Below are 23,816 nucleotides of genomic sequence, written 5' to 3'. Positions count from 1 at the left end.
GAGGATGGTACTAATTGGGGAGGGCATCATTTCGAGATTTATGGAGATGGGGAATTGATTGCAACATATGATCTAAAAGTTGCTGACTTACCAGCAAATGTTGATTTACAAATTGAAAATATAACAAAACTGGAAGTTGTCTTCAGTGGACAAATAGATAACGGTGTAATGAATTTTGCAAATGTCATTATAAAATAATAAAAATGATTAAAAAAGCATCCTTCGGGGTGCTTTTTATTTTGCACAAAGATGTGAAGGGAATGGAGGGAGGAAAAACATAAGATATAAGTGACATAAAAACAATCGTATAACTAGGATTTCAATCCCGTAATATAGTAAAATACGTGAGTTATCATATTACTAAATGGGGTTGTATCTTTGATTAAAAAAGTAAATAGTACTGTAGAATTAAATGTTTTTAACAGCATCTGGCTTCAATGTTGGGAGGAGAAAGGGTATGAGGCGGAGTTTTCAGAGCATGTATTTGGGCGTTACCTTGTCAGTAATAGCGCTGGAGAGCACATTGGAGTGTTTGAGTTTAAAAAACTAACCCACTCATTGATTGATGAAGAATTTCCCTTTACCTCTTTCGCTTTTATTAAAGATAATATCGAGAAGACTTTGGAACTAGATAAACTGTCTATATTACCTTCCTATAGAGGTGGTAAAGTATTATCGGAAATGTTAACACATATGATAAAAGTTGCTGTAGAAAATGATATTAGTTACTTTATAGCACTTATTGAGCCGAAATTATATTTAGCGTTAAAAAGATTTTATAAAGCTCCTATTCAAAAATTAGGAGATGTTTTCTTTTATAAGGGAGATAATGTTGTCCCGATTAGTATTGATCTTAAGCTTGTTATCAATAATATAGAAAACTACGATTGGTATAACGATTCTGTTTTAGTAAGGATAAAAAATCCTACTGGTTACGAATAAATCATTTTCTTAGAAGCATCCGAAAAAGGGTGTTTTTTTAATTCCATAAAATGAGGTGAAGGGAATGAAACTAAGTGATCACATAAAGGAATCAGACAGACAGAAGCTTAATCAGCTGACAGGACAGATGAAGAAGAGGAAGGGTAAGCCTTATCGAGGGAAGCCGCCTGATAAAAAGAAGAAGGAAGAAAAGGTAAACTGGGTGGACATCATGGGGATGAACCGTGATACATACAAGCGTGTGAATGGGGCGGTTAAGAGAAAGTGACTCATTGCCCAGCAAAACGTCTATGCAATTACATAAGATGCCATGTCCTTACTGCAAGAGAAACAGTTTGGATGACATGGGAATGGAAAAAGAATTCTGACGAAAATATGAATAATAACAGCATAAATGTAGCAAAATTGTAACAGATGAAGGAGGGTAGACTAGGATGGTACGTCGTAATTGGACACCAGCTGAAGAGGATTTTTTAAGAGAAAATTATAATGAAATGGGTTATGACGGATTATGTAAAAGTCTAAATAGAAAAATTGGATCAGTTAAATTTCGATTAGGGAAATTAAATTTAAAAATAGATCCTAAACATAACCGCAATCTGTCGTATTCAGTGCATGAATGGGATGATCGGGACCTTAAACATATTATGGAATACGGTGGGAAGCTTTCAGATTCTGAAATACATAATAAATACATGTCACACATTCCGGTAGCTTGGATTGGTAAAAAGCGTAAAGAGTTAAATATTCCAGCAATAAGTCCTTACAAAGCTCACTCTGAAACCAAAGTATGGGAAGGTAATGTTTACACATATAAAAAGAGAGAAGGGTTTTTTAGAGAGCGGAATGGTAATAGAATATATCTGCATAGGGAAGTTATGCAAGAACATTTGGGGAGAAAACTTAATGCAGAGGAAGTAGTCCATCATATCAACGGAAATAACTGGGATAATAGAATTGAGAACCTTTTTGTATGTAGAAATCAACAACACCATACAGAAATCCATAATCAGATACAAAAATTAATGTACGAATTATATCGCAGGGGACTAATCGGATTTGATGTGACAAAACGCCAATACATCCGTTTAGATTCTGAATTTGATCAAAAGAGAGTTAATTGCCTTGCAGTTCACCAGGACTTTAATTGTATATTGCCACCTATTCCCTGTTTGAGGGAGAGCCTCTTTGAAAAGAGGACGAAAGCTACAGAATGGATAGATAATTACCTTTCTAAACAAGTTGACAATTTGTTATATATTCCCAATAACACTACGTTGAATATTGGACCATGCAGCGAAAAAGAATTAAATTTTATTAGGCGAAACTCTAAGAAAATGTTGCCCGCAGTTATAGGAATGTACGTAAATCGTGCAGCTGATAACGTTGAAAAGATAATGAAGGAAAACGACATCCCTTCAATTATTTTAATTACAAGATATAAATATACTATTGATGACATTGAATATATTATCGAACAAGTAAAATCAAATGAACAAAAACTAACAGCTCCTAGGAGAAATGGGTCTCCTCAAGCTAATAGGAGATTGGATGGGACTGAACTGGCCGAAAAAATGTACAAAGAAAGATTCCGAGATTACATTAACACCTCTTCAACCTTACTAAGGCACCTATATATTATGGGGTTCAGTTTTGTGAACGGAAAGACATATAATGCTTTCGTTTGGACTAGAGAACAATTGTTACTCATCCGAGATAATAATAATATTTTGCATAATCACGAAATTGCAGAACAATCTATATTCCGCGGTATCGATCCACATTGGATAGGGCGAATCAGTAGAGAAATGGGGCTTGAGGGTAAACCAACAGTAACAAGCGGTATAAATTCCGTTTTTTATAATGGTAAGAAATATTACTGCACTACCAGTTACAATAAAAATTATTTTACACGGCAAGAAAATGGCCAAACAATATGCCTTCATAGAGTGATAGCGGAGGATAAACTAAATCAAAAATTAAAAAATGGAGAAGGAGTCCATCACTTAGATGGTGATAAGATGAACAATCATCCTAACAACCTTTTTATTTATAAAAATCAATCGGAACATATGTCTGTTCATGACCAACTTGAAAAAATCGCATTTGATTATATAGAAGAAGAAAAGATTTTTTTCTGTTCTAAATCACATAAGTATGTTTTCCGAGTTATGGAAAGAGTAGAAAACTTATAATAGCTATAAAACTATAGGAGAATTAATAAGTGCTCTAGCATCCATATTGGGTGCTTTTTTCTTGGAAAAATAAAAGGACCCATATCAAGGGCCAAATACTCTTCTTCATACCGCATTGCCTACATTCCTTGACAAAGATAAACTTCTTTACTGAACTTTTAAACTGAGCATTTCCGCAGTTATCCAACTACCACTCTGGATATCCGGTAGATCCTTGTAGTTATGAACAACTGTTGTATCAAAGGCTTTGCATTCTGTATTCTGTATTCTTCATCTGCATGTTGTATTTAATTTATATATCATACCAAGCATTCTATCTAAAAGGTAGGTGTTATTTGTTGGGGCGACGCTATGGATGAATATAAAACCAAAGAACAAAAGCGTAAATTCTATGACAGTGGAGCATGGAAGCAGCTACGCAAGGAAGTAAAGCAGCGAGACAATTACGAATGCCAGGAATGTAAAAGGCAAGGCAGAGTATCAATCGATACCAATGAGTACAGTGAGAGTGCTAAGCGTAAGAAAATCCAGTTGGTAGTCCATCATATCAGGGAGCTTGAGCAACATCCGAACTTAGCACTGAATGAAGATAACCTGGAGACGATTTGTGTAGATTGCCATAACAAAGAACACGGCAGAGACTTCGGTAAGAAGAAGGAAAACAAATGGGATGATGGAAAGTGGTAAATAAGTATATTGCTTTATATTGTCGTGTCCCAAATATTAAAATAATAAATACTTTCTACAAATTCAATCTTTTAGTATGTGCTAATTACAAGTAAAATTATATTAGTATTGGTATTAGAAGGAGTAGATTTATATGGGCTATGTTAAACTTGACCCAAAGTTCGTACAGGGTTTAAACGATTGGATTGATGCTAAGAATTTAAAAAGGACAGAAATAGTCGAAGTGTTTGCGGGAGATGGTAAATTAGGAAAAGCACTTCGCCTTCCTAAAGAAAATATTACAGACGATCATTCTTGGACAGGAGCTACACAAAGTACAAATCAGAATTGGATTCAATCCGCGAAAGCCAATGTATATGAGAAACCTGAGGATGCCACTGGGACAATTAAACGATTCTCTTTGAAGAAAAAACAAATAAGTCTCCTAGTTATGGGGTTTCCTCCTGATGATACTTCTGCTTATGAAGCAGCTAAAGAACTAAACAGCTATTTTCCAAATGCTCAAATTCTTTATATTGGTACTGGTGGTTTTACACCAAGATTCCCAATTGCCTCATACAGTTTTTTTGATCATACTGAAGATGTAGACGACAGCTCAATATGCTTAAAAGGGAAAAGGGAAAACTTTGATTCACTAGTCAGGGAGAACTATAACCAAATAATAAATGATGAAATAATTGCGACTTTAAAAAAATTTACATATTGTGACGATGATGAAGAAGAATGTATTGCGGTTCATGAAGGTAGTAAATGGTGTAAACAATAAGGTATGGTAAGTGACAATGGCCAACAGATAATACAATTGTAAAAGACCAGGATTTAGAACTTGGTCTTTTTCTTTGCTAACTATATTAATATCGTAGAAGTTAACCCAAAAAATAATTTACCCCCCGGGTCAATGAACTGCACCCCAAATGTTAGACACACATCTAACATTTGGAGGTGCTTTTTATATGGTAAAAATATCAGATGCAAATAAACTGTGTGCTGTTCTTCGTTATTTAGATGGCAAAGAGTCATATAAGGAAATTTCAAGTTCTCTTGGAGTTGATAATGGGGATTTACGACTTTGGGTTAAGCGCTATGAATACCATGGGAAAGAAGCATTTACTAAGAGCTATACAAACTATACTGCAGAGTATAAACTAGACGTACTAAAATATATGAACGAGCATGGGACGTCTATCCGAGAAACTTCTGCCATTTTCAACCTTCCTACTACCCAAATCATACGAAGCTGGAGACAGCTTTTAGAAACGGGTGGAGTAGATGCGCTAATTCCAAAGAAAAAGGGGCGCCCTAACATGAAAAAGGAAAATCATAAGCAAGTTCAAAAACAAGACTTAGACAAAGAATCAGTCGAATCTTTACAAGCGGAAGTAGAACGTTTACGTATGGAAAATGCCTATTTAAAAAAGTTGAATGCCTTAGTTCAAAACAAGGGAAAATCACCAAACAGGACAAAGCACAAGTAGTCTATGAACTAAGGCATGAATTTCCGGTGAAAGCACTAATCAACCTAGCAGCTATTCCACGCAGTACGTATTACTACTGGGTAAAAAACCTTGGTCGACCAGACCCAGACGCAGAACTAAAGAAGTTGATTCTATCTATTTATGATGAACATGAAGGTCGTTATGGATACCGCCGTATACGTGATGAACTTAGGAATCGCGGCTACAAAGTAAACCACAAGAAGGTACAACGTATTACAAATGAATTAGGGTTAAAATGTATAGTTCGTATGAAAAAATATAAATCTTACAAAGGAACTGTAGGAAAGATTGCGCCTAACATTTTAGACCGGAACTTTCAGGCAGACAAACCAAATCAGAAATGGGTTACAGATATTACGGAGTTTAAATTTTTTGGTGAAAAACTATATTTATCACCTGTATTAGATTTGAATAATGGAGAAATCATTACATATACAACTGGTTCGAGAGCAACCTATTCCCTAGTATCAAAAATGTTAGAACAAGCTTTTGACAAATTAACAGAAGAGGATGCCCCCCTTCTTCATTCAGATCAAGGCTGGCATTATCAAATGAAGCAATATAGGAATGCCCTTGAAAAACGAGGGATGACACAAAGTATGTCTCGTAAAGGCAACTGTTACGATAATGCAGTTATTGAAAACTTTTTCGGAATCATGAAGTCTGAATTTCTTTATCTAAAGGAATTTAAAAATATGGATCATTTTAAGACAGAACTAGCGAAATATATAGATTACTATAATAATAAACGAATTAAGGCAAAACTAAAGGGCATGAGTCCAGTACAATACCGGAATCATGCCCAACAAGCTGCCTAAGAAAATTACCTGTCTAACTTTGTGGGGTCACTTCACAATGAGAGGCGCTTTATAGCAAATCGTCCGATGAATTAGCTCTCACAATAGAAAAATTTTTTGAAATTATATACTTCTCATCCTTTTTTCTTTGGATAGTTTAATTTCTTCATACTTTTTAACCTGTCTCAAGCGAATATATGCCAAGAAGGGGGCTAAAATCCATCCGACGAAAAGAAATATGAAGATACAAATACCAAAAAACAGCGCATTACTATCTCTTTGTTCTTTAAAACTAAACAGAGAAGACTTTATCATATTCAAAGTCCGTATTAAAGAATAATTTCCAACCATATACTATGCCTAATGGATATAACGCAAACATCAAGTAGTTGATAAATCTCTCTCCAGCAAAAACTTCTGACACAGGTGTTCCTTCTTCTAACATTTTAAAAATATAAAATAAATCAATTAATATTCCTACAATTAGCCAAATTTTAATACGTCTTTTTTCCTTTTTGTATAAATCCAATGATGTCACCTTAAAGTTTTTGGTATATTATACCAATATTAGAGGATAATTGTATTACAAATTGTTGTCCCAAATTCATTGTTTGCCGATATAAACTAGCACAATGATAGCTGAAGTTCCGGTACTTTATCGAATTTATTAAGTCCAGATAAAAAGCCCTTCCGTGCGGATGGGCTTAGTTTGCTTATTTCAATCCAAATTGAGTTTTATTTTGTAACTAATTTCCCTGGAACATGAAGTTACATTTGCTCCAAGGTCACCTTCCCCTTGTTTTAAAAGTTGTAAGGTGCCGTAGCTCCATAGTATATCTTCTCCTGTGTTCAAAAAAATGAACTAATTATTCATTTTTCAATTTTACTAATAATAGCGATTAAATTACAATAATTACGAATAGCCAAGAATGTGGATATATTTCATAAACCTTGGGTATTTAGAAAACTCAAGGATAGTTGGGTATTAGAATCATTGAAAGGTTTATACCATCTTTCACCTTTGATTGAGATTAAAGGAATACTCATTCATTAAAAGATGAAAAATATAACGTATGATTCTGGCATGTAAAGTTTAAGAAGGAGATGTATTTTTACTATGACTGACACAAAAGTTTTGTTTGAAACAATAACGGTGGGTAAGACAAGCTTAAAAAACCGCGTGGGTGTGGCTCCGATGACACGTACAAGTGCCTCGCCTGAAGGTTTAGCCACAGATCAAATGGTATCCTATTATACAAAATTTGCCCGTGGCGGGTTTGGCCTGATTATCACGGAAGGTGTTTACCCTGATGGCAAGTATGGCCAAGGTTATTTGAATCAACCCGGAATTATTAATGATGAACAGGTAGAAGCGTGGAAAAAAGTGATAGATTCTGTCCAAAGGGAAGGCGGAAAGATTTTTATTCAGCTCATGCACGCTGGAGCTTTGTCACAAGGCAATCGATTCAATAAGGATACTCTTGGTCCATCTGCTGTTCAACCAAAGGGTGAACAATTAGGCATTTATGGCGGGGAAGGAGCTTTTCCGATGCCTAAAGAGGCAACAAAAGAAGATATAGCAGATATCATTGAAGGCTTTGCAAGTGCAGCAGTTCGCTCCAAGCAAGCAGGGTTTGATGGCATTGAAATACATGGGGCAAATGGTTATATCTTGGATCAATTTTTGACCGATTATACAAATCAAAGAACAGACGAGTACGGAGGTTCCACGGGAAATCGTGTTCGCTTATTAGTTGAGGTATCCAAAGCTGTCCGCGAAGCAGTTGGTAATGAAATGACAGTCGGAATTCGTATATCCCAAGGCAAAGTTAATGACCACCATCATAAATGGGCAGGAAAAGCAAAGGATGCAGAGGTTATTTTTGGGCAATTAGGAAATGCAGGCCTTGATTTTATCCATGTAACTGAATATGAAGCATGGCAACCTGCGTTCCCTGAAGGAGAGGGGACAACAGCGTTGGATTCTGCATTTGATGATAATGGTGCAACCCTTGCTGCATTGGCTAAAAAGTATGGGAAATTACCGGTAATCGCAAACGGGTATCTGCATGACCCTCAAAGAGCAACTGAAATAATTGAAAAGGGAGAAGCAGATATAGTTACAATAGGACGAGGTGCGCTAGCAAACGGCGACTGGGCCAATAAAGTGAAAAATAATGGGCCGCTGAAAGAATTTGTTGCCGAAGAAATTTTAAGTCCAGACGCTAAGATAAAAGGATTTGAGGAATAACTGTAAAAAGGTACCAAGGGGATAGCTCACTGGAAGAAATGAGTTATTATGCTAAAATGATCCAGAGAGAGTAGAGAGGCTAATAAACTTAAATACCATTTTAATGTAATCAGCGTGTCTAAAACTTCTCATCTTATGAATGAAGGAATATCAACGGCTGAGATTACGGGTACTGCCGAGGCGTTTTATGATGGACTCCAAAGAATTAAATTTGGAAAAGAGCCATCTGAGTTACTGAATTTAAGCTTTGTAGGTTATGCTCTTTATGATAATCCGCAGGTTGCTAAGGCAATCTTTGTACCGTGGGAATATCAGGGCGGTGCGGGAACACTCAGCAAATAAGGTAATTGGAGAGCTAGTGTTGGATGATACTTTCGTTTGAAGGAACAACGACCAACAGGTGAATGACAAAAATAACATTAAAGAACAAATTAAAGAAAATAGTGAAATTAATGAAACAGCAGATTGTGGAGAAAGTAATTGGATGTAATATTTATGCAGAGAAATAAATTATCATAAACGGTACGTTAAAATTACTTAATAAAGATGATGTTGGAAGTGATTATAATTTTTATATGAATTGTCTTATTCTTACTTGCTGGAATAGCTGAAATTGGTGGTGGTTATCTTATTTGGCTATGGCTTAGAGAGGGGAACCTTTTTTTGGGTATGTTTGGAGGTGTAGAGTTTAGCTTTATAAGGCGTAATTGTCATATTTCAAACCTTCTCATCATTCGGTAGAATTTATGCTGCTTATGCAGCGGTTTTTATCGTCCTTTCAGTATTATGGGATGGGGTATTGATAAAAAAACGCCTGATTATTACGATTGGATTGGTGCAGCTATATGCTTAGTGGGTGTTTCGGTGATGTTGTTTGCACCACGCCAATAAAAAAGGAGCTTTATACATTTTCATACATTTCATTCTAAAAAATGGATGTTTCTCGACAGCCTAACAGCAGGTTGAACAATGTTCATCCTGCTGTTTTGATATATTTTAAAATCTTACTGGAACAGTATCATTTTTGATGAGTTTTCCACTCGGCGACATGTTAATACCTTTGTTGATACGCCTGATGACACCAAGGGGAAAAATAAAAATTCCACACACTACATTGTTTTGCAATTGTGGTGGGATTATCAGTAGAGGCAGCAACCGTATTTAACACCCTCCGTTATTTCTCCAATTTCATTGACAAGTGATTGCAACTCTTTTTCGATTCGTATACTTCCATTCTTAATTTGCCCCATAGAGTGGATAACCTGATTAAAAAATTGATCTAATTAATTGATTCCTTCCATTCCATTAGTAACCAACGTATTAGCTTCTGCTACGGAAAGATTCACGCCTTGGATTCCTGTATTTGTTTAAGAAATCAATGTACTTATATTATCTAAGTTATTTTTTCGTTTGTTCTGAAGTTTGCTTACTTCATCGGCCACAACAGCAAAACCCTTACCTTGTTCTCCAGCTCTTGCCGCTTCAATGATGGCATTTAAGGCCAAAAGATTAGTTTGATCGGCTATGGACGAAACGATTACAGTTACATCTAGGATTTTCGCAGATGTTCCTTTGAGTGTTTCAATCTGTTCATTAACCTCATTCATTCGTATTTCAATCTTTTTCATTGTATCCATCTGCTCAGTGTCTTTTTTAGACAATCTACCGTACTGTTGCCTTGAATTATCTTCATTAAGCTAGACTTATAGGATAAATTCGAGTAGAATTTTCGACAATCTGATCAATCTTATTCTTCACGTATGGTTGCAGTAGCTTGATTGTTGATAGATCATGGGGAGTAAATTTAGTCATTTGTAGTATTTTATAAACATAACTATTTGCTTTCACAGTAATAATAACATTTTTTTCATTATAGAAAAGGAAAACCCTAGGCTAGGCCTAGGGTTCCAAAAAGCTTTCAGCCTAGTATTAAAAAACTCTCCTATGGTGCTACAATATTTTTGGTTCGCCAACCAAAATATAAGCATTTCACGGAGGAGTTTTATGTTAAAAGACACTAATAGTTAAGCACACACAACTTGAAATTGTAAGTATCACATCGTATTTGCACCGAAGTACAGAAGACAAGTAATTTACGGAAAGATTAAAAAGGATATCGGTGAAATATTGCGAACTCTCTGTGAGAGAAAAGGTATAGAGATTATTGAAGCAACAGCGTGTAAAGATCATGTACATATGCTTGTAAGTATTCCACCAAAATTAAGCGTTTCCTCATTTGTAGGGTATTTAAAAGGAAAAAGTAGTTTGATGATTTTTGATCGTCATGCCAACTTGAAATACAGATGATCCAATACATAAGATGATTTATTTAGAAAAGCAGCCCGATTATTACATAATAAAATTAAATTTGAGGACATAGCGAGGGTTGAAGTAAAGAAATAGAAGGAAATGTTTTTTTTTTTGTCGAAGGAAGTTGGATAGAAGGGAGGGGATCTTATGGTTAGAGTGGAAATGATTATGAACGATACAATTACTTTTACTTCGAATGTAGATTTTAACACCGTTCAACTTATGATGAATTCAGATTTCATTACTCTCAACAGAAATACAATAAAAGTAGAAGCTAAAGAAGTTACGAGTGATGGTTTAGTGAGGTTTTATGGGCTCAAAGCAAAACCAGAAGAATACTTTAAGTAATCGTAACGGACCACCAGAGCTTGCAAAATTCAGGTGAAACCGTACAAAAAAAGTCTAATTACAAAAACCACTAGAATAATTGTAATAGGATTTTTTCAATCATATAGGAGAGAACTCAAATTATGGTGAATGGAATTGATATCACGGGTTTGAATTTTAACATTGTTGTTGCGATGTAGACCTGTTAATGAATGTAATAACTTCTTGTGAAAGAACTAATAATTTCTACGACCAATAATATCTCGTTATATAGTACTATTAAAAATTTTTGAGTTTTAGGATATATTACGTATCGACAAATATCGACATTTTTTTTATTATTATCTTGAAAGTTGATTGCTTTCTTTTTGTTCATTTTTGACTGGTGACCCATGGAAAAGGCGCCAGTCAACTTTTTAAAAATTATACATCTTAGAGTCAGCGTTTATGTTGACTCTTTTCTTTATCCAATTAATCAATCGGTAGAGGGGATAAAAAACTATCTAGATTTATTTGCATATAAGAATCTGTGTGAGTTCTGATCTGTCGTTCAGTGGCTTTAAAAGGTTCCAGCTTAGCACAGGCTTCCGAAATGAATGAATCTTGGGGAACTAACCTAAATATAATCCAAGAGGTAAAAATCCTTAGATTTTTAAAGGAAAAAAATCAAAACAATGAAAAGCAGCAAAACATCCATACTGTTCTATAAGTTTATTACCGTTGATGATGCTAAAGTAGAAAAATTTTCTACACCGAAGGGTATATTTTAATAGAGGTTAAGTTTTAACAAAACACATGGTTTCTGCATAAAAAATGATGAGAATTAACACTGTTTAAATATCAGATATAAAAAGAAGCCCGCTATATAAGTGGGCTTCTCCGACTATCAACAAAAGTAATTCCTAATCTGTAATCGTAAATTGCGTTTTTAATCGTTACTTTTCTCTAAAAAAATCCATAAAGGCCTGAAACATTTCATATCCTTGAAAAGAAAATAAAGATAAAGCTGTTATGGAAAACATAGCAATTGCAATAAATCGAATCCACATTTTAATTTTCCTCCTTTGAATGTAAATATTGATTATACTAATCGATTCAAAAGAGATGATTTCACATAATTCGACCCATAAAGAACAGGTGTAAGTAAAATCCTAGTCCTAAGCATTCGGATTGTTAAATAAAAGAAAACTAAGATTCCTAGCGCTTGGACAACTAAGGGAAGAATTAAAGTAACAGTAGCCGGATATTGCTCATCAGGACCATCCATTGGGTCTGGACTTAGAGTATTGGAAGAATCCATCATGTATTGACCCTGGAAAACAGACGCATGAGTGTCGTGTGTTTGATTGTTAACGAGATAGTAAGAAAAAAGTAATATGACAAATATAAAGGAAAGGGAATAGTGTCTTCTCAAAGTTAAAAGCCCCTTTTTAGCTATTGTTTTAATCATATACAATTTTATTAAATTATCAAGCTTTATTATTTTAATTTATAATACTTTCTAAACAGTTTAAGAAAGCGTTATAGAAACTATATGAATGTAACTAAAGAAAAATGAATATTATAATGTTTTAATAAATTTCTAGGCGTCGACCACTTACTTATGCTGTGCTAGCCCCAAATGGGAAAATTTATATGGATACGTATAATGACAATATTGTTTCCCCTTTAGATAAAGAACCTCAGTAATTTATGAAAGCAACAGGTTCACAAAAAAAACTTTGGATATTTTTTTACTGTTGATTATTTCCATAATTTATATTATTATCAAAATTGATAACAATGTCTCCAAGATAAATTAAAAGGAGCCGATATGTAAAAATTTTTATAATATTATTATCATTATTGATAATGATAATAATAAAATATAGGAGGTAAGTGTGTATGGCGCTTTCCAAGACTAAATTAATCCTGCATCCTGTACGTATGAAAATCATCCAGTCCCTTATTGGACGCGAATTAACCGTTCAACAATTGGCAGCCAGAATAAAAGATGTCCCACAAGCGACATTATATCGACACCTTGGCAAACTGCTTGAAGCGGATCTGATTAAAGTGGTACAGGAAAACCAGATTCGAGGAACAGTGGAAAAAGTATATGCTTTAAAGGAACAGACCGTAACATCACAGGAGGAATTTTTTAACTTGTCCAAGGAAGAACATTTGGAGCTGTTTTTAACATTTGCCGCCCAACTAGCAGGGCTGTACGAAAATTACTTAAATCAGGAAGATATCGATTTAGTCAGGGATGGTGTCAGCTACAGGGTGGCCAATCTATATTTGTCGGATACAGAATTTCTCGATTTAGTTCAAAAAATCGGCGGACTTATACAGGAGGCAGCATTAAATGATCCAACACCTCAGCGAAAAGCAAGAAATTTTGCCTCGATAGTAATACCGGAATCCCGGAAAAAATAATTTTTATTGGAGGGTTTCATAGTGGAAAAAGAAGTAAGTGTTAATGGGCCAATGCCTATCTACGGTACGATTGCTATTCCTGAAGGCGGAGGGAAATATCCAGCAATTTTAATCATACCGGGTTCGGGGCCAATAGACCGGGATGGCAATGATCGAAAAGGAAAATATATGACGAATTTATATAAGGACTTAGCTGATTACTTCAAAGGGCTGGGCTTCGTCGCCTTCCGTTTTGACAAACGGGGAACAGGCAAAAGTGAAGGTGAAATGTTGGTTACTGGACTGTCAGATTTAGTGGGGGATGCATACAGGTCTTTTGAATTCCTTAGGTCGCACCCTAATGTGGACCAAGAAAATATAATTGTATGTGGACACAGTGAAGGGACGATCATAGCAACTGCACTTGCTGAAAGAACCAATCCTGCGGGAATCATGCTTTTATCAGGGGGCGTCGATAACTTAATGGAAGCCCTAAAAAAACAGCGTCAGCTTGCATATCAAGAATTGTTCACATTGCCAGGTTTCAAGGGCTGGATAAACCGCAAATTAAAGATCGATGAAAAAAACGAAAAGAAATACGACAAGCTGATGAGAAAAATTATTAAATCTGAAACGGATATCGTGAGAGTGCAATTCTTTTTTAAGCAACCTGCTAAATGGTTTCGTGAACATAGTTCCTACAACACCAGAGAGGCTTTGAAAAACGTTTCTTGTCCTGTATTTGCTTTACATGGGGATAAGGATCCCTTGGTAGATAACGAGGTATTACATGATCTCCCCCGTTTGGTCGAAGGAGAAAGCGAGTTTCATATTATTCAAAATATGGAGCACGGATTAAGGTATCAAACAAAACCAAAAAGCATATTACAGCATAAAAAACTTTTCAAAGAAGCATTAAAACAGCCTCTTAACGCAGAAGCGTTGACGAAAGTCTCCGCATGGCTGCTATCAAACTATAAAACCGAGGATTCCAGATCCAATGAATAGGAAAGTGAGGCGGTACTAATGACGGTCAAGAGAAAGAATGTGAAGCTAGTGCTGTTTATGACAATTTTCGCATTCTTAAGCTGTATCATTGCCTTGCCTTATACTACAATTGCCCTCAAAGTACCAGCTGGAATCGAAATGTCCCAAACAATGCTCCTTGGGTTGATGATGGTTAATTTGACAGTAGGCTCATTATTTGCCTCTTTAATTGGAGTATGTTTGGGACCCAAAGTCGGATTAAAAGCGGAAATTTTAAGAAATTGGGTGTATAAGGATACTGGTGTCACATTCAATAAGCATTCAGTTCTTTTAGCTATAGCATTAGGCGCAATGGTTACATTTTTTACAATACTGATTGATAAGTTTATATTTCTCCCGTTAGTTCCCGAAATTGCAGAATTGCCTTCTGCCGGAAATGTGAACTTTCTGATTGGAATATCGACTGTTTTTCAAGGGGGTTATACTGAGGAGGTATTAATGCGTTTTGGCGGTGTAACCCTTGTCGTTTGGCTTTTATCTTTAGTGTTTAAAAAGAAACCAGCATGGATATATATTACAGCGATTTTACTGCTTTCTATATATTTTGGCATTGGGCATGTCGGTGCGCTTGGAGCCGATCCTCCCGCAATGCTTATATTCCGTACAATCGTCCTAAATACACTTTTCGGTGTAGTAACAGGACTTCTGTTTTGGAAAAAAGGACTTGAATACGCAATCATCGCTCATATGACTGCAGATATTATCATTCATAGTTTCTTCGGCTAGGGTACAAATTTTCATTTTTGGTTTAATTCCCTTTAAAAGTGCTTAGAATTTCTTTACGTTAATAAAAATGTCAAACTAGTAAATAAATGGTAGAGTATTGGCGGCTTTTGTAGTATGATTTTTGTACTAGGAAAAATGGGGCAAAGGGGTCTACTCTCAATTTATGAATAGGATAGAGAACAGGCAAAAGAAACGAAGGCGGTTGAAAAGGTCGGTTAAACGGGTCCTCCTACTAGGAATTATTCTTATAGTTGTGCTGCTGATATATAATTATTTTAGTACTAAGCCAGAACCTGCTGTAACAACTCAGGACGATAGAAATGAAAATGTGGAGGAAGATAAATCGGATCAAACTCCTCCATCTAGTAAAAAAGAAACAGCAGAAAGTAAAATTAATACCACGGTTACCATAAGTGCTGCCGGCGATTTTACTCTCGGTACGGATGAAAGCTTTCCCTATGATGGCTCATTTCCGCAAGAGGCGGCAAACAATGGACTGTCATACTTCGTAGCGAAACTGGATAATATTTTTAAACAAGATGACCTATCTACTGTGAATTTAGAAACAACACTCACACACGCCACACGAAAAGCTGAGAAAACTTTTCGTTTTAAAGGAGATCCTTCGTATGCGAAGATATTAACCATGGGCGGAATTGAGTCGGTGAATCTTGCAAATAATCATATCCATGATTATTTGGAACAGGGATACCAAGATACGATGAATCATTTGAAAGAGCAGGGGATTGGGTATTTCGGTTATGAAAACCATTATGTTACAGCCATAAAAGGGGTTAAAATAGGCGCCCTGGGGTATGAGGGCTGGAGGGATACACCTGAAATACGAGATACAGTTTCTAACGATATTAAAAAGTTAAGGGATCAAGGTGTTAAAATCATCCTTGTCCACTTCCATTGGGGTATAGAAAAGAGTTATGTACCAAATGAATCCCAGAAGTCCCTTGCCCATTATACAATTGATAGCGGGGCTGACCTCGTTCTAGGGCATCACCCGCATGTGGTGCAGGGAATAGAGGAATACAATGGAAAATTTATTGTGTATAGCCTTGGGAATTTTATGTTTGGCGGAAACAGTCGTACAAACGATAAGGATACTTTTGTATTCCAGCAGACGTTTCATATCAATGATGGTGAACTGTCTCAACAAAAAGAAATCAATGTGGTGCCCTTCTCTATTTCTTCTATTACTTCCCGGAATAATTACCAGCCAATGAAGTTGACAGGGAAGGAAGCAGAACGGGTCAAGGAAAAAATCATAGATGTATCTAATCAAATCGAGGGTTCTGATTGGCTTCAGTATGAAAGAAACCAGAACTAAATCAAAGCTGCGCAGCAAGTGCAGCTTTATTTATGTTAATTAAATTCTTATATCAGTTTAACATGGAAGTTCCGGATTTCAGCATGTGACTTCAATTTATTATATTGTAGGCTTCTTTTTCTTCTCATGATCCTTAGTGTAACGGTCATCAGTGGTATTAAGGTGGAACTCGTTCGATGCTTCCGTTTGAAATTGGGTGGTAGGATGGGACCTGGAACTTAAATCTGGCGATAGGATATGATTTGCTACATATCTATGGAAGAAATACTCGAACATAGCCAGCGCAAGAGAGGCAACAAGTGCGGCATAAAACGGATTTCTGAAGGCCTCCAAATTAGCTGTCATAAGCCAAATTAAAACCAATGCCATTCCAAAATCAGCGATTGTAGCAACAGTATTATTTGTTCTTCGTAAGATTACTAAATCTCCAATTATATATTCAACTGCAATCAGCGTCATAGTGAAAAGGAGAACAAGGGGGAAAGCTAATCCCAAAGCAACCCCAAGAACAATGTACATAAGTGCCAATGTGGAAATAAACTTAAAAGATATTGCACGGAAGTGTCGCATTCTAAACACTCCTTTAACTGTATTTTTAATGTTTTCGACCGGATGATAGTATGCGTTACCTACTATGGGAAAAGTAAATCTTTATAATGTGAATTTATGAAATGAGAGGGAATCATCCACTTGATTCCCACTCCAGTATAATTTTTAATTTACACCTACGTTATTGAGTATCTGCTGTTGTTGTATCAATACCATTATCTTCAGGGAATATCGAGAGGTTTGATGTTAGTTCGTTTTCCTGTAATACCGGTTGGTTTGCTTCAGTCTTTCCTCTAAATTGCAGAAAATTTTCCTTATAGCTTTTCTCTTTAAAATTGTCCTTTTCCACCACGATCATCACCTCCAATTTTATTCTTCCCAACCAAAAACCTTATTATTTCAGATGAAAAGTTATTCTCCAACATCATAGAATCCTTCAAAAAAATAAATGGTTGTGGACCGGGAGATTTGTGGATAATAAATACGACTTAACGCGTTAGGAGGCAAAATAATGACAAACGATAAGCTAATAAATGGAAATAAAAAAGACACCACTCCCCGGCTAGAAGGCGATGTTGACACGAGTGGAGGTTCTCTAAACAGCCAATTAGATACCGATAATGCATTTAGCAAAGCAGGCTTAGACAATGCTAGTTCGACCGAGAATGCTTTGAACAAAGCCAATTTTCCTGAATAACGTAATGTGCTGCTACTTAATCTTATTTGGTGCAATTTGTCATGATTCTAAAGATAAGGAGAATCAAAATGGGTATGGGTATTAATGAGTTTTCAAAAAGTGTTTCAAAAGATAAGAAAAGAGGAGAACAACACGAAAAGTCTCCTATTCCTGCAGAACATTCGGTTGATAGACCTAACGATCCTGCAGGCATTCGTGGCGGAGACAGTAGAGGACAATAAAGACTACAAAATACACCTGAATCGAGCCAGTCTTCCGACCGGCTCCTTTAATTTTCTTTGATAAACACAACCTGATCATGGTTACAAGATGCACAGGACATTAAATGAGGGCAAATATTGTCTTTTGTTGTGTTTTGATACCCATCACCCATTTTTACAGTATCTTCATCATTATAATGACCATATGGGTCCATAAAGTCAGATACCTTTCCAGAATCATTCAGCATTGTACCGCATTCAGTGCAATACATTTCCAATTCCTCAAATCCATTACATAACGGACACATAGCCATATAGTTTCACTCCTTCATCCTGGCATTGTTCCTAAAAACGATAAGACACGCTTCATATTGGTGTTGCAAATTAGTGTTCCTACAATGACAGCTAAATATTTTTAAAAAAATTTATTTTACCTATTGATAAATCTCCTTATGTTTTGTTATTATATAAAAGTTAGTTCTTCAGAAGAAGATTTATGAGTATAACCAATAATTTCTTGTCCCAGTAGCTCAGCAGGATAGAGCGACAGCCTCCTAAGCTGTAGGTCGTAGGTTCGATTCCTATCTGGGACGCTAACAAAGATAGACGCAATGTTTGCTTATGAAAACCGTTCTTTAAATGGTTTGAATTTGTGGATATAGCGTCTTTTTTATGGGATTTGTAGGATTAACCTTAGGTACGCAGAATCTATGGAAGAAATTTGTCATCGTATATATATCTAGGTGAAAGACATCTGTTTTTGTTGTTACATAATGCATCGTTGTACTTTATAGTGAACGTTTTTTATTTACTCTATTGGCTTTGGTTGTTGGACTAATTTGGTACCACTAATCGGTCATCTAAGGGGGAAGGTAATGTCGTTTGCCCTGTCTGTCGTATTCTTAATTCCTGCAACCGCTGCCAATGTAAAATTAGAGAAAGTGAAGACGACGTTTCTGTCCTAATTAATGGAGTAAAAGTACAAGGAGACGCAACTCATTGGACACTCGGGAAGATTTGGGTAGACGCTAAGGGATACGCGGATTTGTTGGAACGGAAATATACTTACAATGAGAAAAAAGAATCAATTTACAATTAGCGGAAAGACTCTACCTGTAAAGATCTATAATGGAAGACCAGCTGTTGATGTTAGAGAAATTTGTGACGCGACAGGAGGGGACAACGTATTATGGGACCAAAGTAAGAAGATATGGGAAGCATACGTATTAGATTTGCCTGAGGGTGCTATTTCATTAGAGGGTTCGAAAGATGTCATGGATCCGGGTGTTCTAGGAATGGGGCAACATTGGGGACTTCCAACTGAATTTCCTCTTGGTCCTATATATGGCGTGGAGAAAGGTAAAGTTAGTCTTTATTAAGCAGATGATTAGCCAGGATGACTTTGTGAAGGGTAAAAACCATGTTAATATTCCGGGAATGAAAGGGTTACCTTCGCCTTCAATTGTGCATTCTGATTTCGAATTAGTTCCAAATAGCCATCCAGGATTTGAAGTCCACATTTTGATATTCTTCAATATGTTGTTACCCATGAAGTACATTTAAAGTTTAGTTTGCACCTGGGGGAACTGAGGTTGGACATAAACATTAAAATAATAACGGTGAAGTGCATCCTTTCGAGGGTGCGGTTTTCTGTTGAATCCTTTTCCTACAGGTGGATTAAGACAACGTTTTGAGAGGGACATTTTGCTGTTGGAATGTCCGAAATACCTTATAAAAGCAATGAAACTATTTACCCCATTTAAGAAACATCGTTAATGTACAACATTGTGAACCAAGGGCTTGGGCATGAATGGTCAGTAAAACCCCACTTGGAGTGTATTGAGTTGTAACAGGTGTGCTTGTGCCTATCGATTTAATTAAACGATCCACTTCCTGCTGATTTCCTTGTTGTGCAGCTGACATTAACCTGTTGGCGAATTGTGGTTCAGCAAACTTTTTAAGGATAGAGCCGGCTTCGACAACAGTTTTTTGAAAGGCGGCAACAGATTGTTCAAATGTTGAGGTGTCGACAGGAGGATATTGCCGATATATTGGGAGATGAGAATAAGGTTTTTGATAATACATGATTTCACTCCTCTTTTTGATTATGTTTATGAACTGTAATGAATTCTGGTTACTCAAAGTGTATGTTACTTAAAGTAAGTTCTTGAATAGGGCTCATAGGATTTGAACGTGAAAATATAAAAAAGTCTTAACATAGGCAAACTGTAAACTCAGCTTATATTTATGAAAACACACCTCTGTGGTTTGAGAAATTGCAGGTTAAAATGCTTTCTCCTAATAATAACTACTAAAAATGAAATCAATAATCTATAGCTTTCGAAGAACAATACTAGCCGGCCGGAAACAACCTTAAAGCCTTCGCCTTGGCTTTTAAATGAGTTATACTTGAATCGGGAGGAACGTCTTTGAATATAAAGGTAACCTACTAAACGAAAACACGGTTTTCAAACTACAAGGTATCATTAGTTCAATCGAAATTCTTTACGTATATAAAAGGAAACTTAGTGCTAGAATGAGAAGTAGTGATGAAAAACTATAAGTAGGTATTGGATCTTCAAACTCCACGACGTGATATTCTATAATTATATTATGTTAACAAGAAGAAGGCGATTAAGCGGTACACGACATTAAAGAAATTTTCATTAGATTATAAGTTGAAAGGGGATGGAATTTATGAAAGCCGTAAAAATACTTTCAGTAATAGTAGTAATTCTGGCCATAATTGGAGTTGGAATCTACCATTTCGGAACAAAAATCGCATCTGACCAATTGGTATCGGCTGTTTCAGATCAGCTTGAAAGCAGTGGGGAAGCCGAAGAAATTAGGACAGCTATTGAAAATGACCCGGAACTTAAGAAGTTTGTTGAAGAAGGTAAAAATGTGGATGAAGGTACATTGCCGTTCACAACAAAAGAAGAAGCCACAAAGACTTTGGTCAGTAAGTTTGGCATCGGAAATTTAAAAGATATACAAACACAAGTCCAGAATGGAACAATTACAAAAGAAGAACTAATGGCTGAAGTTCAAAGCAAGCTCACCGAGGAGGAAATACTGGCATTAAAAGTTATTGCTTATAAAGAATTGAATAAAGAATAAAAAAAAGCCCTGGCCCCTGCCCAGGCTTTTGCAATTTATAGATTATTAAAACCTGCACAAAATTTAATCAGTTATTCCCGGCGTTGTTTTTCAGATTAATCAGCACGTTTACTACAAAAAAGATAACTCCTATGCTTAAAATACTAGCACCAATTGCGATTACAGGCTCAAATGCTGTTTTTCCGGATTCAATTAATAGTAAACCAATCATCATAATTGGCAGGCCTATGTTATAGAGCCAATAATGTACTTTGGCCAAAGAGTTTTCACCAGTTGAAGGAAAGAAATGATAAATAAGCCCCATTAATGCGAGAGAGGCCCAACCCAGCAAATTGATGTGGGCATGTGCCGGTGCATATTGGAACTTGTGTGTAATGGACATGAACATCCCCATTCCAATTCCGATCAAAAAGTAGACAACCGATGATTTAATAAATGAAATACCCATAATATCCACCCCCTTTTACCTATATATGAGGCGGAGTGGGTAAAAAATTCCTAGTATTATGCCGGACTTAGACAATATGAAATTAAAAAAAGCGCATATGCGCTTTTTAATGGAATTGACGATACAAACCAATTACTTTTCCAAGAATGGAGACGTTTCTTAAAATGATTGGATCCATATTTGAATTTTCCGGCTGAAGCCGTATAAAATCTTTTTCTTTAAAAAATCTTTTAACAGTGGCTTCATCGTCTTCGGTCATTGCCACTACAATATCACCATTGTTCGCCGTTTTTTGCTGCTTAACGATTACAAAATCCCCATCCAATATCCCTGCTTCAATCATACTTTCCCCCATAATCTCAAGCATGAATACCTGTTCATCATGTGGAGCCATATTTTCCGGAAGAGGAAAATACTCTTCAATGTTCTCCACTGCGGTAATTGGCAGGCCGGCTGTGACTTTACCAAGCAAAGGTACATTAATGACTCCGCTTTGAGGGATAGTGCTGCCTTCCTCCAAATCGAGAACCTCAATTGCCCTTGGTTTCGTTGGATCCCTCCTGATAAGCCCTTTGCTTTCTAGTCTCGAAAGATGGCCATGTACTGTTGAGCTAGATGCCAGGCCTACAGCTTCTCCAATCTCCCGAACGGAAGGAGGATAACCTTTTTTGCGTACTTCTTCCTTTATAAATTCTAAAATATCGTTTTGCCTTTTCGATAGTTTTGTCATCTCACGCACCCCATCTCAAAATCCTTGGGTTCATTATATCATGTCCACATGTGGTATACAAACATAAGTTCGAATTTATTTATTGACACAAAACAAACGTTCGGTTTATACTCGAGTCAGAAAACGAACAAGTATTCGATTTTTGGAGGTATTTACATGAAAAAATTAATTAAAAAAAATTCTTATACTATTTTGTTACTGGGCGTAGTATTTATTTTTTCATTATTGCTATCATTAAAATCTGAACAGGAAAACATGGATAACTACCTATCGATAAAGGTTGCTACAGGGGAAACTCTCTGGCAGCTCGCTGATCGTTACGAAACTGAAAAACTTTCAAGAACACAATTTATTTCCTGGATAGAAGAACAAAATGGAATAAGCGCTGAATCTCTTCAGCCTGGAGATGAGATTTTTATTCCTGTTGAGAAAAATTCCACCATACATAATCTTGCAATTGAATAAAAAAGGATTTGAAAAATCAATGAAAGCAATTATTTACTGCCGAGTAAGCACAGAAAAAGCCTCTCAGGAAACTTCACTCTTAAGGCAGGAGGAGGAGCTGAGGGAACTTGCTGCGAGGCTGGATTTTGAAGTAGTCGAAGTTATAAAGGAACAAGCAAGCGGTTATGAATTGGATAGGGACGGCATTTTTAGAATGCTTGAACTGGTAAGAAATAAACAAGCAACCGCTCTTTTAGTCCAGGATGAAACCAGGCTTGGCAGGGGAAATGCCAAGATTGCCCTCTTTCATGTGATCCTTAAAGAAGGAGTCAGGATCTATTCTCTTTCACATTCCGGAGAAATCGAGTTATCTGACTCAGACAGTATGGTACTAAACATCATCAGCATCGTAGAAGAATACCAAAGAAAGCTGCATAACTTGAAAATCAAGAGAGGCATGCTGCGTGCTGTGGAAAACGGGTACAAGCCTCAAAAAAATCTGGCTAACCGTGGAAATATTGGTGGACGGGAACGAAAGGAAGTACCGGTTGCGGAAATTGTTAGACTAAGGGAAAATGGGCTTACATTTGAAGAGGTAGCTGCCACCTTAAGAGGATTTGGATATAAAATTTCCAAGGCTACTGTTCACAGAAGATATTTGGAATACCAAAATGGGCAGGAAGACGTCTAACCTTGTAACTTGTCTTTTAGCAATATTTTTTATAAGATGGGCAGTATCACCATCACTAAAAAAGGAGCCGAAAGATGCTGTCCAAAGAAAAAATCGCTCGTATTAACGAGTTATCTAAAAAATCCAGAGAAACCGGATTGTCAGAAGAAGAGGCAAAGGAACAAACAAAACTTAGAAGCGAATATCTACAATCTTTTAGGAATTCGATGGCCAATACATTGGAAGGTGTAACGATAATTGACCCGGAGGGTAACGATGTCACTCCGCAAAAGATAAAGGATATAAGGGAAAAAAAGAAAAAGCTCCACTAAGGAGGCTTTCACAGGGAATACATCGATTCGTATGTATTCTCTTTTTTTGCGAATGATAATAAGAGGGCACTAATATTGATAAAACAATAATTGTGGGAAAACTATGTAAACT

At 36.3% G+C, this 23,816-nt stretch carries 31 protein-coding genes, 1 tRNA gene and 2 pseudogenes; 25 read left to right on the top strand and 9 right to left on the bottom strand.

From position 1 onward, the window contains the following. The 4 genes from CUU64_RS22290 to CUU64_RS21390 form a co-directional block, all read left to right on the top strand. On the top strand, positions 1 to 198 hold a 198-nt coding region (locus CUU64_RS22290; protein WP_180954711.1), incomplete at its 5' end, for a hypothetical protein. A 180-nt stretch (positions 199 to 378) separates the two neighbouring features. Then, a complete protein-coding gene (locus CUU64_RS21400; RefSeq protein ID WP_101635682.1) occupies positions 379 to 942 on the top strand; it encodes a GNAT family N-acetyltransferase in 564 nt (187 codons plus the stop codon). 64 nt (positions 943 to 1,006) lie between these two features. Next, positions 1,007 to 1,210, top strand: coding sequence for a hypothetical protein (locus CUU64_RS21395; RefSeq protein ID WP_101635681.1), 204 nt, complete (start codon positions 1,007 to 1,009; stop codon positions 1,208 to 1,210). A gap of 166 nt (positions 1,211 to 1,376) precedes the next feature. Continuing rightward, positions 1,377 to 3,137, top strand: a complete 1,761-nt coding sequence (locus CUU64_RS21390; protein WP_101635680.1) for an HNH endonuclease signature motif containing protein — start codon at positions 1,377 to 1,379, stop codon at positions 3,135 to 3,137. 34 nt (positions 3,138 to 3,171) lie between these two features. Here CUU64_RS21390 and CUU64_RS23380 read toward each other — a convergent pair whose 3' ends face one another. Continuing rightward, a complete protein-coding gene (locus CUU64_RS23380) occupies positions 3,172 to 3,324 on the bottom strand; it encodes a DUF8096 family protein (RefSeq protein WP_483861842.1) in 153 nt (50 codons plus the stop codon). A 164-nt stretch (positions 3,325 to 3,488) separates the two neighbouring features. On the opposite strand from CUU64_RS23380, the gene CUU64_RS21380 reads away from it, so the two are divergent. From CUU64_RS21380 to CUU64_RS21370, 3 genes are all read left to right on the top strand, one after another. Continuing rightward, on the top strand, positions 3,489 to 3,824 hold the full coding sequence (locus CUU64_RS21380) for an HNH endonuclease (RefSeq protein WP_101635679.1): 336 nt from the start codon (positions 3,489 to 3,491) through the stop codon (positions 3,822 to 3,824). Positions 3,825 to 3,957: 133 nt separating this feature from the next. Beyond that, on the top strand, positions 3,958 to 4,590 hold the full coding sequence (locus CUU64_RS21375) for a hypothetical protein (protein ID WP_101635678.1): 633 nt from the start codon (positions 3,958 to 3,960) through the stop codon (positions 4,588 to 4,590). A 187-nt stretch (positions 4,591 to 4,777) separates the two neighbouring features. Continuing rightward, a protein-coding gene (locus CUU64_RS21370) for an IS3 family transposase (RefSeq protein ID WP_101635677.1) occupies positions 4,778 to 6,138 on the top strand; the annotation gives its coding sequence in 2 pieces (ribosomal slippage) (positions 4,778 to 5,234 and positions 5,234 to 6,138; 1,362 coding nt in all). Between the two features lie 271 nt (positions 6,139 to 6,409). On the opposite strand, the gene CUU64_RS21365 is transcribed toward CUU64_RS21370, so the two are convergent. Then, positions 6,410 to 6,646 carry a hypothetical protein gene (locus tag CUU64_RS21365; protein ID WP_101635676.1) on the bottom strand — a complete coding sequence of 79 codons (237 nt, stop codon included), beginning with the start codon at positions 6,644 to 6,646 and terminating at the stop codon, positions 6,410 to 6,412. 588 nt (positions 6,647 to 7,234) lie between these two features. Between CUU64_RS21365 and CUU64_RS21360 the strand changes: the two genes are divergently transcribed. The 4 genes and pseudogenes from CUU64_RS21360 to CUU64_RS23295 all read left to right on the top strand — a co-directional run bounded on the left by CUU64_RS21360 (position 7,235) and on the right by CUU64_RS23295 (position 9,259). Beyond that, complete coding sequence (locus CUU64_RS21360) at positions 7,235 to 8,368, top strand: oxidoreductase (RefSeq protein WP_101635675.1); 1,134 nt, start codon at positions 7,235 to 7,237, stop codon at positions 8,366 to 8,368. A 114-nt stretch (positions 8,369 to 8,482) separates the two neighbouring features. After that, entirely contained in the window at positions 8,483 to 8,710 is a 228-nt protein-coding gene (locus tag CUU64_RS21355) for a hypothetical protein (RefSeq protein WP_142383667.1), read from the top strand. 237 nt (positions 8,711 to 8,947) lie between these two features. Further along, entirely contained in the window at positions 8,948 to 9,109 is a 162-nt protein-coding gene (locus CUU64_RS23300) for a YnfA family protein (RefSeq protein WP_374702745.1), read from the top strand. Then, positions 9,075 to 9,259, top strand: a pseudogene (locus CUU64_RS23295) (YnfA family protein). The gene CUU64_RS23300 and the pseudogene CUU64_RS23295 overlap by 35 nt, the downstream one beginning before the upstream one ends. Before the next feature lie 476 nt (positions 9,260 to 9,735). Here the strand turns inward: CUU64_RS23295 and CUU64_RS22870 are convergent. After that, a complete protein-coding gene (locus CUU64_RS22870; RefSeq protein ID WP_308302415.1) occupies positions 9,736 to 9,996 on the bottom strand; it encodes a methyl-accepting chemotaxis protein in 261 nt (86 codons plus the stop codon). 376 nt (positions 9,997 to 10,372) lie between these two features. Here CUU64_RS22870 and tnpA point away from each other — a divergent pair. The 6 genes and pseudogenes from tnpA to CUU64_RS21315 all read left to right on the top strand — a co-directional run. Then, positions 10,373 to 10,672: pseudogene (gene tnpA, locus CUU64_RS21340) on the top strand (IS200/IS605 family transposase); the annotation flags it as partial. A 153-nt stretch (positions 10,673 to 10,825) separates the two neighbouring features. Next, positions 10,826 to 11,026: a hypothetical protein gene (locus CUU64_RS21335; protein WP_101635673.1), complete on the top strand. Its 201-nt coding sequence runs from the start codon at positions 10,826 to 10,828 to the stop codon at positions 11,024 to 11,026. 1,863 nt (positions 11,027 to 12,889) lie between these two features. Beyond that, entirely contained in the window at positions 12,890 to 13,423 is a 534-nt protein-coding gene (locus CUU64_RS21330; protein WP_101635672.1) for a helix-turn-helix domain-containing protein, read from the top strand. A 21-nt stretch (positions 13,424 to 13,444) separates the two neighbouring features. Next, positions 13,445 to 14,410: an alpha/beta hydrolase family protein gene (locus tag CUU64_RS21325; RefSeq protein ID WP_101635671.1), complete on the top strand. Its 966-nt coding sequence runs from the start codon at positions 13,445 to 13,447 to the stop codon at positions 14,408 to 14,410. Positions 14,411 to 14,428: 18 nt separating this feature from the next. After that, complete coding sequence (locus CUU64_RS21320) at positions 14,429 to 15,175, top strand: CPBP family glutamic-type intramembrane protease (RefSeq protein WP_101635670.1); 747 nt, start codon at positions 14,429 to 14,431, stop codon at positions 15,173 to 15,175. A 163-nt stretch (positions 15,176 to 15,338) separates the two neighbouring features. Beyond that, complete coding sequence (locus CUU64_RS21315) at positions 15,339 to 16,514, top strand: CapA family protein (RefSeq protein WP_101635669.1); 1,176 nt, start codon at positions 15,339 to 15,341, stop codon at positions 16,512 to 16,514. A 99-nt stretch (positions 16,515 to 16,613) separates the two neighbouring features. Here CUU64_RS21315 and CUU64_RS21310 read toward each other — a convergent pair whose 3' ends face one another. Further along, complete coding sequence (locus CUU64_RS21310) at positions 16,614 to 17,084, bottom strand: DUF2512 family protein (RefSeq protein ID WP_101635668.1); 471 nt, start codon at positions 17,082 to 17,084, stop codon at positions 16,614 to 16,616. 160 nt (positions 17,085 to 17,244) lie between these two features. Continuing rightward, complete coding sequence (locus CUU64_RS22285) at positions 17,245 to 17,415, bottom strand: hypothetical protein (RefSeq protein WP_180954710.1); 171 nt, start codon at positions 17,413 to 17,415, stop codon at positions 17,245 to 17,247. A 159-nt stretch (positions 17,416 to 17,574) separates the two neighbouring features. Here CUU64_RS22285 and CUU64_RS21305 point away from each other — a divergent pair, with 159 nt between their 5' ends. Next, on the top strand, positions 17,575 to 17,760 hold the full coding sequence (locus tag CUU64_RS21305; protein WP_101635667.1) for a hypothetical protein: 186 nt from the start codon (positions 17,575 to 17,577) through the stop codon (positions 17,758 to 17,760). 68 nt (positions 17,761 to 17,828) lie between these two features. Further along, positions 17,829 to 17,981 (top strand): hypothetical protein, encoded by a 153-nt coding sequence (locus tag CUU64_RS22280; RefSeq protein ID WP_180954709.1) that lies wholly within the window; start codon positions 17,829 to 17,831, stop codon positions 17,979 to 17,981. A gap of 47 nt (positions 17,982 to 18,028) precedes the next feature. Here CUU64_RS22280 and CUU64_RS21300 read toward each other — a convergent pair whose 3' ends face one another. Beyond that, complete coding sequence (locus CUU64_RS21300; RefSeq protein ID WP_101635666.1) at positions 18,029 to 18,274, bottom strand: hypothetical protein; 246 nt, start codon at positions 18,272 to 18,274, stop codon at positions 18,029 to 18,031. 205 nt (positions 18,275 to 18,479) lie between these two features. On the opposite strand from CUU64_RS21300, the gene CUU64_RS21295 reads away from it, so the two are divergent. Together CUU64_RS21295 and CUU64_RS21290 are read left to right on the top strand one after the other, a co-directional pair. Further along, positions 18,480 to 18,553: transfer RNA gene (locus CUU64_RS21295), tRNA-Arg, on the top strand. A 477-nt stretch (positions 18,554 to 19,030) separates the two neighbouring features. Continuing rightward, positions 19,031 to 19,339: a hypothetical protein gene (locus tag CUU64_RS21290; protein ID WP_101635665.1), complete on the top strand. Its 309-nt coding sequence runs from the start codon at positions 19,031 to 19,033 to the stop codon at positions 19,337 to 19,339. A 367-nt stretch (positions 19,340 to 19,706) separates the two neighbouring features. Here CUU64_RS21290 and CUU64_RS21280 read toward each other — a convergent pair whose 3' ends face one another. Then, complete coding sequence (locus CUU64_RS21280; protein ID WP_101635663.1) at positions 19,707 to 20,045, bottom strand: YuzC family spore coat inner layer protein; 339 nt, start codon at positions 20,043 to 20,045, stop codon at positions 19,707 to 19,709. A 612-nt stretch (positions 20,046 to 20,657) separates the two neighbouring features. Here CUU64_RS21280 and CUU64_RS21275 point away from each other — a divergent pair. Then, positions 20,658 to 21,080 (top strand): hypothetical protein, encoded by a 423-nt coding sequence (locus CUU64_RS21275; protein ID WP_101635662.1) that lies wholly within the window; start codon positions 20,658 to 20,660, stop codon positions 21,078 to 21,080. A 67-nt stretch (positions 21,081 to 21,147) separates the two neighbouring features. On the opposite strand, the gene CUU64_RS21270 is transcribed toward CUU64_RS21275, so the two are convergent. After that, entirely contained in the window at positions 21,148 to 21,528 is a 381-nt protein-coding gene (locus tag CUU64_RS21270) for a cbb3-type cytochrome c oxidase subunit I (protein ID WP_101635661.1), read from the bottom strand. A 106-nt stretch (positions 21,529 to 21,634) separates the two neighbouring features. Beyond that, positions 21,635 to 22,258, bottom strand: a complete 624-nt coding sequence (gene lexA / locus CUU64_RS21265; RefSeq protein ID WP_101635660.1) for a transcriptional repressor LexA — start codon at positions 22,256 to 22,258, stop codon at positions 21,635 to 21,637. Between the two features lie 156 nt (positions 22,259 to 22,414). Here lexA and yneA point away from each other — a divergent pair, with 156 nt between their 5' ends. The 3 genes from yneA (at position 22,415) to CUU64_RS21250 (ending at position 23,704) form a co-directional block, all read left to right on the top strand. Next, the gene (gene yneA / locus CUU64_RS21260) at positions 22,415 to 22,723 is read left to right on the top strand and encodes a cell division suppressor protein YneA (protein WP_180954708.1); all 309 of its coding nucleotides are present in this window, start codon (positions 22,415 to 22,417) and stop codon (positions 22,721 to 22,723) included. 19 nt (positions 22,724 to 22,742) lie between these two features. Continuing rightward, complete coding sequence (locus tag CUU64_RS21255; protein WP_101635696.1) at positions 22,743 to 23,393, top strand: YneB family resolvase-like protein; 651 nt, start codon at positions 22,743 to 22,745, stop codon at positions 23,391 to 23,393. A gap of 74 nt (positions 23,394 to 23,467) precedes the next feature. Further along, the gene (locus CUU64_RS21250; RefSeq protein WP_101635658.1) at positions 23,468 to 23,704 is read left to right on the top strand and encodes a DUF896 domain-containing protein; all 237 of its coding nucleotides are present in this window, start codon (positions 23,468 to 23,470) and stop codon (positions 23,702 to 23,704) included. The last annotated feature ends 112 nt before the right edge of the window (positions 23,705 to 23,816 follow it).

Origin of the sequence: Bacillus sp. V5-8f (assembly GCF_002863565.1) — a bacterium.
Taxonomy (GTDB): domain Bacteria; phylum Bacillota; class Bacilli; order Bacillales; family DSM-1321; genus Peribacillus.
Note: the sequence above shows the minus strand (reverse complement) of the source record. Positions and strands in the feature narration are given on the sequence as shown.